This window comes from Nocardia sp. NPDC060220, assembly GCF_042727815.1.
In the GTDB taxonomy this organism is placed as follows: domain Bacteria; phylum Actinomycetota; class Actinomycetes; order Mycobacteriales; family Mycobacteriaceae; genus Nocardia.
Genome location: NZ_JBHWZY010000307.1, coordinates 1 through 7331, shown reverse-complemented (window position 1 = coordinate 7331; position 7331 = coordinate 1). Strand labels below are relative to the sequence as shown.

General features: G+C 70.7%; 1 protein-coding gene. It reads right to left on the bottom strand.

What is annotated here, in order from left to right; all coding sequences use genetic code 11:
- Positions 1-7331: amino acid adenylation domain-containing protein (locus ACFWF3_RS17425; protein ID WP_379314455.1), on the bottom strand; the 7331-nt coding region annotated here is incomplete at both ends.

The window sequence follows — 7331 nt, the reverse complement described above, 5'->3', positions numbered from 1 at the left end:
TGCCGGGCTCCCCTGCGGCGCCGACGATCTCGTTGATCGCCAGCGACAGATCGAACTGGGTGGTCGCCGCGTCCAGAGCGAACTCGTCGATCCGCAGTCCGGGCAACTCGATGATGGTGTCCTCGCGATGCTCGAACGCGAGCATCACCTGCACGATCGGCGAATATGCCGTGGAGCGAGTCGGATTGAGCTCGTCGACGAGCCGCTCGAACGGCAGGTCGGCGTGTGCGAAAGCCCGCAGATCAGCGTCGCGCACCTCGGCCAGTAGTTCACCGAACCCGGCACCGGCATCGACCGCCGTCCGCAACACGAGGGTGTTGACGAACATGCCGACCAGGTCGTCGAGCGCGGCATCGGCCCGCCCGGCGACCGGCGTGCCGACGAGCACATCCGCGCCTGCGCCCTGACGAGACAGCAGCACCGCGAACGCCGCGTGCACCACCATGAAGGTGGACACCCCGTGGCGGCGGGCCAGCGCCTCGATCCCCGCCACGACATCGGCGGGCACCTCGAACCCGACGGCCCCGCCCGCACCCGCGCGGACGGCGGGCCGGGGCCGATCCGTCGCCAGTTCGAGAACCGGTGCGATCCCGGCCAATTCGTCACGCCAGTGCGCCGACTGGCGCGCCAGCCGCGACTGCGGGTCGGCCGCGTCGCCGAGCACGGCACGCTGCCACAGGGTGAAGTCCGGATACTGCACCGGCAACGGCTCCCACACCGGAGCGATCCCCGCGGCGCGCGCGGCATAGGCGGCGATGAGGTCCCGCGCCAGCGGCGTCGTCGACACCCCATCGGCGGCGATGTGATGCACAGCGAGCACCAGCACGTGCTCTGTCTGGTGCGAACCCACGCAATGCACGGCCGCGAGACGCGGCGTGGCATCGCCGACCACAGGTCGGCGGTCCACCTCTTCGACCCGTGTTTCCCGGCGCAGCAGCGCGGCGCGCAGAGGCGGCTGAGTGGTCAGGTCGTAACCCTGGCCGATGATCGAGCGCACCGTAGCGGCCAGCTCATCCTCGGCGATCTCGCGCACGACGGCAGCGGGCAGCACCGCGTCGGCGGGAAGGACCACCTGGGTCGGGCCGTCGGCGTCTTCAGGGAAAATGGTGCGCAGTGATTCGTGCCGGTCGAGGACATCGGCCAGGGCCGCCCACAGGGCACCGGTGTCGAGGTCGCCGGTCAGGCGCAACGCGATCGGCAGGGTGTAGACGGCCGATTCGGGATCGATCCGGTTCAGTAACCACAAGCGAGTCTGGGCCAGCGACAGCGGGATTCGATCCGGGCGCGGTCGCACCACGGTCAGCGGCGGCGACTGCTCGTGGCCGACGCCCGCACGCTCGGCGAGTCCGGCGACGGTCGGAGCGTCGAACACATCGCGCACGTCGAGCGCACTGCCGAGGGCCGCGTTGGCCCGGGCGACCAGACGCATCGCGAGCAGCGAGTTGCCGCCGACGGCGAAGAAGTCGTCGTTGGCGCCGATGCGTGCCACGCCGAGCAATTCGCCGATCACACCGGCGAGCGCGGTCTGCGCACCCGGTCGCGGCGTCACGTATTCGGTGGTGACCGACAGATCGGCGGCGGGCAGCGCGGCCCGATCCAGTTTGCCTGCCGAGTTGAGCGGCACGGTATCGAGCACGACCAGGTGCGAGGGCACCATGTACGCGGGCACCCGGCCCGCGACGTGGGCACGCACCGCCACGCTGTCCACCTCGCCCGCGACATATCCGACCAGACACTGCCGACCGGCGTCGTCGGTGGCGGGCAGCACGGTCGCGTGGGTGACACCGGGTGCGTCGCCGAGCGCGGCCTCGATCTCGCCCAGCTCGATCCGCAATCCCCGGATCTTCACCTGGAAATCGTTGCGGCCCAAGTAGACCAGCGCATCGTCGCGATCGCGGCGAACGAGGTCACCTGTGCGGTACATCCGGGTTCCGTCGGCCCCGAACGGGTCGGCGACGAAGCGGTCGGCGGTCAGGTCGGGCCTGCCCAGGTAGCCTCGGGCCAGCTGGTCACCCGCGAGATACAGCTCGCCCGCGACACCGCCGGGCACCGGGTGCAGGCGCTCGTCGAGCACGTAGGCGCGCACGTTCCAGGTCGGCCTGCCGATGGGCAGCTCGGTCTGCTCGACCGGCGCGGTGATCCGCTGGAACGTGCTGGTGATCGCCACTTCGGTGGGGCCGTAGGTGTTGTGCAGTTCGCCGGGGATCGTGGCGAGGACGGTGGCCGCCAGTGGCGCGGGCAGTTCCTCGCCGCCCACGTGCAGCATGCGCAGCCCGCTCAGCGCGTCGCCGAGCCCTTCGGCGAGCATCGCGGCCAGCACCGACGGCACGATCTCCATGATGGTGACGCCCTGCTCGCGCACCACTCGCGCCTGATATTCCAGGTCGAGGTGACCGCCCGGGCGCAACAGCACCAGCGGGGCGCCGAGCAGCGCGGGGGCCAGCAGTTCCCAGAGCGAGACGTCGAAGGTGAGGGGCGCGCGCTGCAGGAAGCGATCGGCCGACGTCATGCCGTATTCGCCACGCAGCCAGCAGATCTCGTTGACCACGGCGCGATGCGAGATCAGCACGCCCTTCGGCGTACCGGTGGAGCCGGACGTGAACAGCACATACGCCGGGTGCTCGGGGTCCAGCGGCGCCAGCCGTTCGAGGTCGGTGACCGGGCCGGCTGCCACCGTATCCTGCGCTACGTCCTCGAGCTGGCCGACGGTGAGCACCGCAACCCCGGAGCGCGACGCGGCGGCGAAATGCACCGAGGCCGTGGCGGATCGGATACCGCTGTCCACATGGTCGAGGTCACCGGCCGCCGCGACGACGACGAGTCGCGGGGTGGCGGTCGCCAGCACATGCCCGATGCGTTCGGCGGGCTGGCCCGCGTCGATCGGCACGTACACGCCCCCCGCGGCGAGTACACCGTGCAGCACCACCAGCAGTTCGATGCTGCGCGGAACAGCCACGGCCACCGGTGTTTCCGGCCCGACACCGCAGTCGATCAACCTGCGCGCCAACCGGTTCGCCCTGGCAGCGAGCGCACCGTAGGTGATCTCGACGCCTTCGAAGATCGCCGCCACGGCGTGGGGAGCTCGCGCTGCCGCGGCATCGAGCAGGTGGGCGGCGAGTGGGGCGCGCAGGCCCAGTTCCGCGAGCGCGCTGTCGAGCGGCACCACCTCACCGTGGTGCCGCGCCGGCAGTGTGGCCGCGGCGGTGTCGGCCAGCAAGGCGAGGTCGCCGACCGCGGTGCCGGGATCGGTGACCGCGTCCCGCAGCACCCGATCGAGCATCGCGACCATGGTCGCGATGGTGTCGGCGTCGAAAAGATCGGTGGCGTAGCGCAGTTCGAGGTCGAGCCCGTCAGGTGCGCCGTCGGGCGCGAAACGGTCGACGAAGGTGAAGTCCAGATCGACTTCGATCGGCGCATCCGGCAGGGTCAGCCCCGACAGGGTCAGGCCCGGCAATTCGAAGGCGGTCCTGCGCTGGTTCTGCAAGGCCAGGGAGATCTGGTACAGCGGTGAATACCCCTGTGAGCGCGCCGGATTCAGTGCATCGACCAGGCTTTCGAACGGCACGTCGGCATTGTCGAACGCATCGAGATCCTCGGCACGGACCGCGTCGAGGAGATCGCTGAAACGCGCGCCCGCGCGCACCTGCGCACGGAGCACGAGCGTGTTGACGAACATGCCGACGATGTCGTCGAGTTCGCGATGGCCACGCCCGGCCACGGGCGTGCCGACGACGATGTCGGTACCGGCCGAGAGCCGCGCGAGCAGCACCGAGAGGCCCGCGTGCAGCACCATGAACGCAGTGGCGCGGTGCGCGCGAGCCAGCTCCTCGATCCCGCGATGCAGGTCGGCGCCGAGGGTGGTGGTGAAGGTCGCGCCCCGGTTGGAGGCGATCAGCGGCCTGCGCCGGTCGGCGGGCAGCGTCAGGACATCGGGCAAACCCGCGAGTCGGCGCGTCCAGTAGTCGAGCTGGCGGGCCAGCGGCGCGTCCGGGTCGTCGGCACTGCCGAGCCCCTCGGTCTGCCACAGCGCGTAGTCGGCATAGTGCACAGCGAGTGCGGGCAGCTGTGGCTGCGCACCTACAGCGCGGGCGGCGTAGGCGGCCACCAGATCCCGCGTCAGCGGCCCCATCGACCAGCCGTCGGCCGCGATGTGATGCACAACGAGCACCAGCACGTGTTCGGTCGCCGCTACCCGCAGCAGTGCGGCGCGCACCGGCACCTCGCGGGTGATGTCGAAACCGCCGGCGAGGACCGATACCACCGTCGCGGCCACGTGATCGGCGGCAACGTCGACGACGGCGAGCTCGGGCACGAACGCCGGACCGACGAGTTGGGTCGCCTGCCCGTCGAATTCGGGATAGGTGGTGCGCAATGTCTCGTGCCGGGCGATCAGATCACCCAGGGCGCCGCGCAGCGCGGTCGTATCCAGCTCGCCGCTGAGCCGGATCGCGACCGGGATGTGGTACGCGGCGGAGTCCGGATCGAAGCGGTGCAGGAACCACATCCGCTGCTGGGCGGGCGAGAGCGGGATCCGCTGCGGCCGTTGGCCCGCCACCGGTCCACGCCTGCTGCCGGTGCCGCGCAGCGCGTCCAGCCGCACGGCGAGTCCGTCCACGGTGCTCGCCTCGAACAGTTCCCGCACGGGGATTCGAGCATCGAGCGCGGCACCGAGTCGCGCCGCCACCTGAGTTGCCAGCAGCGAGTTGCCGCCGAGCGCGAAGAAGTCGTCACCGGCACCGACCCGGTCGAGGTCGAGCACCCCGGCGAAAGTCGCGGCGACGATCCGCTCAGTGACGGTGGCGGGCTCGCGGTAATCGAGCCGGCGCGATTCCGGCGCGGGCAGTGCCCGGCGATCGAGCTTGCCGGACGCGTTCACGGGCAACTCGTCGAGGAAGACGTAGGCGCCCGGGACCATGTAGGAGGGCAGGGTCGCCGCGATCGCTGCGTCGAAGTCGGCGGTGGTGGGCGCCGCCGACGAGTCGGGTCGCGGAACAGCCGGCGCGGCGTCGACAGCACGGACCGCGTCGCCTCCCCCGGAATCGGCGCCGCCGGCGATAGGGCCGAAGTCGCCGACGACGACCTCGGGCGTCTCGGCAGCACGGACGACGTAGGCGACGAGCTGATCGGTCCGGCCTTCATCCGAGCGAACCAGGACGGCGACGCGGCTGACGCCGGGAACCGAAGCGATCGCGGCTTCGATTTCGGCCGGTTCGATGCGCAGACCGCGCAGTTTCACCTGCAAGTCGGTGCGGCCGAGGTAGTGCAGCGCCGGACCGTCGGCGCCGGTGCGCCAGGTGACCAGATCGCCGGTGCGGTACAGGCGCTCGCCCGCGCCGAAGGGGTCGGCGACGAAACGTTCGGCGGTGAGCTCGGTACGGCCGTAATAGCCGTCGGCGAGCTGCGCGCCCGCCACGTACAGCTCGCCCGGAACACCCGCGGGGACGGGACGCAGGCGCGAATCCAGCACGTACACGCGGGTATCGGCGACCGGTGCGCCGATCGGCACCGTGGCGCCGAGTTCGTCACCGGCCTCGTGCGTGGTGACCTGGATGGCGGTTTCGGTCGGGCCGTACAGGTTGACCACCGTCGCGCCGGTCATCGCGCGCACCCGCCGCGCCAGGTCGGTTGTCAGCGCTTCACCGCCCGCGAAGACCAGTCGCAGCGAATCGGACTGCGCGGCAGCCGGTTCCGCCACGACCGCGGCGAGCACCGACGGTACGTACTGGACGACACTCACCCGATGCCGCACGGTGGCTGCCGCCAGGTAGGCCGGATCGCGATGCCCGTCAGCGGTGGCGAGCACCAAGCGCGCCCCGGCGTGCAACGGCCACAGCAGTTCCCACACCGATGCGTCGAAGGTGAACGGTGTCTTCTGCAGCACCACGTCGTCGGCACCGAGCGGGTACTCCCGCTGCAACCACAGCAACTGGTTCACCGCGGCCTTGTGCGGCACGGCCACACCCTTCGGCCTGCCGGTGGAACCCGACGTGAACAGCACATACGCGAGGTGCCCGGGATGCAGCGGCGCCACCCGCTCCGCATCGGTGATCGGCTCGCCGGACAGCTCCGACAGGTCGAGCACGTCGACCTCCACCACCGACTCGCCTACAGCCACACCGATTCCGGCAAGCGTCAGCACACAGACCGGTGCCGTCTGCGCCAGCACATACGCGGTCCGCTCGGCCGGATGATCCGGGTCCACCGGCACATAGGCCGCCCCGGCCACGAGCACGGCGTGCACCGCGACCAACTGCTCCACACCACGGCGCATCGCGACCGCGACCAGCGAGCCAGGGCCCGCTCCCAGCCCGATCAGATGACGAGCCAATCGTGCGACTCGCTCGCCGAACTCCCCGTACGAAAGCTCCACTGCGGTCGTGGAATCAGCAGCACGCAGCGGCACCTCGGGCACCACACCCCCGGCGCGGTGTGCGGCGATGGCATCGGCTGCCGCGTGTTCGAGCCGGGAAATCGCGCTCGAGGACGCCCCGATTCCGAGGGGCGCGCCATCGGCAACTACCTGAGCGCCGTCCTCGGCCGGCGTGCCCGCCTCGACCGTGCGCGCCGACAGACGACCCGGCTTCGTCGTCGACTCCAGGCGCTCCTGCACCGATTCGTCTCTCGCGGTGGGCGATACATCGAGCGCCCGTGCCATTGTCGTGGCGGCCAGCGGCGCGGCATCGGCCGCGATGGGGTCGGTGTCGACGACGACGGCGATCGCGTGGGGCGTTGCGGCCGCTCGGTCGGCGAGCAGCGAGGCGAGAGTCGCGGCGTGGCCGGTCTCGGTGGCGGTGTCGTTCCACGTGGTCAGGATGTGGGTCCGCTCGGCGTCGTCGAGGAAGTCGAGGTCGCCGACGGGGCGTGCCGGGTCGGCGAGGACAGCCGCGAGGATCCGGTCCAAGCGGGTAGCGAAAGTGGCGACGGTGGTGGCGTCGAACAGGTCGGTGGCGTAGAGGAAGGCACCGGAAATGCCGGTGGGAGTGCCGTTGTCGTCGCGGTGCTCGGTGAGGGTGAGTTCCAGGTCGAACTTGGCGATACCGGTGGGCAGGTCGAAACCTGCGACGGTGAGGCCGGGGAGCGCGAGTTCGCTCGGGGTGTCCTCGTTGAGGGACAGCATCACCTGGAACAGGGGGTTGCGGGCAGTGGAGCGGACCGGATCGAGGACCTCGACCAGGCGCTCGAACGGCACGTCGGCGTGGCCGAAGGCGGCGAGATCCTGCTCGCGGACCTGGGCGATCAGTTCGGTGAACGGAGTCGCGGGTACCACCTCCACCCGCAGGACGAGGGTGTTGACGAACATGCCGACGAGATCATCGAGCGCGCGCTCACCC